The organism is Arthrobacter sp. 05L45_2 (assembly GCF_056397525.1).
The window spans coordinates 1-2255 of sequence record NZ_JBFTNO010000306.1; the positions used below are offsets into that span (position 1 = coordinate 1).

A 2255-nucleotide genomic window follows, 5' to 3' on the forward strand; every position below is an offset into this window, starting at 1 on the left:
GTTATGCATCGCCTGTCCAGTTACGCAGGGAGGACCTCAGTGAGCTTGCGACCCCTCACCCCGCAGGAACGTTCCGCCGCCCTGCACAAGGCCGCCGCGGCCAGGGTGTCCCGGGCCGCCGCCAAGGAACGGCTCAAGACCGGGGACCTGTCAATCGAGGACCTGCTCAGCGCCGGCGAAACGGACGAGGCCATCGCGCGGATGCGGGTGGTGGAGCTGCTGGAGGCCTTGCCGGGCATCGGGCAGGTGCGGGCCGCGGCGATCATGGAGCGTTTCGGCATCGCGCCCTCACGGCGCATCCGCGGGCTGGGAATTCACCAACGCCGGGCGCTGGTAGATTTTATAGACGAGAAATAGTTTGGTCCGCCAGGCTGCCCCACCGCGACAAAGGAATACGTGAGCAAGAAACCCGGACTGACAGTCCTCGCCGGACCGACGGCCGTCGGCAAAGGCACAGTGTCCACCTACATTAGGGACAACTATCCCGGCGTCTGGCTTTCCGTGTCGGCCACGACGCGTGCCCCGCGTCCCGGGGAGCAGGACGGTGTTCACTACTTCTTCAAGTCCGCCGAGGAGTTCGACTCCCTGGTCGAGAACGGCGAGCTGCTCGAATGGGCGGTTGTGCACGGACGGAACCGCTACGGCACGCTGCGCAGCACGGTTGACGCCGCCATCGCCGATGGCCGGTCGGTCCTGCTGGAGATCGACCTGCAGGGTGCCCGGCAGGTAAAACAGGCCGTTCCGGACGCCCAGTTTGTCTTCCTCGCCCCGCCGAGCTGGGACGAAATGGTCCGCAGGCTCGTCGGCCGCGGCACGGAATCGGCCGAAGAACAGCAGCAAAGGCTGGAAACCGCTAAACTAGAACTTGCTGCTGAACCGGAGTTCGACCACACCGTCGTTAATGATGATGTTCGCCGGGCAGCGGACGAGCTTGTTTCACTCATGGGGCTGACCCCGAACCCGTAACCCAGGCCACGGGAAGTATCGGCCCGTAAGAATTTGGAGAATTCGTGTCCACGAACCTTGAAGGCATCATCAACCCGCCGATCGACGAGCTGCTGAAGGCCGCCGATTCGAAGTACGGACTGGTGATTTTCGGTGCCAAGCGCGCCCGCCAGATCAACGCCTACTACGCCCAGCTGCACGAGGGCCTCTTCGAGTACGTTGGCCCGCTGGTTGACACCAAGCTGAACGAAAAGTCGCTTTCCATCGCCCTGCGCGAGATCAACGAAGGCAAGCTCGTTTCCACGCCGATCGAGGCCGCCGCAGAGTAACAACTCTGCTGCTTGACGGAGGTCACGTGCGCATAGTCCTCGGAGTCGGGGGAGGGATTGCCGCCTACAAGGTGGCATCGCTCCTCCGGCTTTTTACTGAAGCCGGTCATGACGTCACTGTTATTCCCACTGAGGCCGCCACCCGGTTCGTAGGGGTGGCCACCTGGGAGGCGCTCTCCGGGCACCCGGTCAGCAACAGCGTCTTCGACGAGGTGCACACCGTTAACCATGTCCGGCTCGGCCACGAAGCGGAGCTGATCGTCGTCGCCCCGGCGACCGCTGACCTGCTGGCCCGCGCCGCGACCGGACAGGCCAACGACCTCCTGACCAACACCTTGCTGATGGCCGGCGGCCCGGTCCTTATGGCCCCGGCGATGCACACCGAAATGTGGCGCAACCCCGCGACCCAGGCCAACGTCGAAACCCTGCGCAGCCGCGGCATCACCGTCCTGGAACCGGTCTCCGGCCGGCTGACGGGTGCGGACTCCGGCCCCGGCCGGTTGCCCGAGCCGCAGGCGATCTTCGACGCCGCACTGGCCCTCGCGGGCGCCGCCGCCACGCCCGATCTAGCCACGCCCGGGCACCCGGACGGTCCGGCGTCGGACGCGCACCCCGCCGCCCACGGGCCGCTGGCCGGGCTCACCGTCACCATCAGCGCCGGCGGCACCCGCGAACCCCTGGACCCGGTCCGGTTCCTCGGCAACCGGTCCTCCGGCAAGCAGGGCGTGGCACTGGCCGCCGCCGCCCGCGACGCCGGCGCCCGGGTCCGCCTGCTGGCAGCCCACATGGACGTCCCCGCCCCCGGCGGCGTCGAAGTGGTCCGGGTGGAAACCGCGCTCGAGCTGCGCAAGGCTGCCCTGCACGCCGCCGCGGACTCGGACGTTATTGTGATGGCCGCGGCCGTCGCGGACTTCCGGCCGGCGGACGTTTCCGGGACCAAAATCAAGAAGCGGGACGACGTCGCGGACCCTGTCATCACCC

At 67.1% G+C, this 2255-nt stretch carries 4 protein-coding genes; all 4 read left to right on the forward strand.

Annotated features, from left to right (window positions below; translation table 11 throughout):
- The first annotated feature begins 39 nt into the window (after window positions 1-39).
- Window positions 40-357 (forward strand): integration host factor, actinobacterial type, encoded by a 318-nt coding sequence (mihF, locus tag AC1DHD_RS15780; protein WP_476880617.1) that lies wholly within the window; start codon window positions 40-42, stop codon window positions 355-357.
- A 39-nt stretch (window positions 358-396) separates the two neighbouring features.
- Window positions 397-966, forward strand: coding sequence for a guanylate kinase (gmk, locus tag AC1DHD_RS15785; RefSeq protein ID WP_476880618.1), 570 nt, complete (start codon window positions 397-399; stop codon window positions 964-966).
- A gap of 44 nt (window positions 967-1010) precedes the next feature.
- Window positions 1011-1274: a DNA-directed RNA polymerase subunit omega gene (rpoZ, locus tag AC1DHD_RS15790; RefSeq protein ID WP_138769242.1), complete on the forward strand. Its 264-nt coding sequence runs from the start codon at window positions 1011-1013 to the stop codon at window positions 1272-1274.
- 26 nt (window positions 1275-1300) lie between these two features.
- A partial coding sequence (locus AC1DHD_RS15795; protein WP_476880619.1) for a bifunctional phosphopantothenoylcysteine decarboxylase/phosphopantothenate synthase occupies window positions 1301-2255 on the forward strand: 955 nt, incomplete at its 3' end.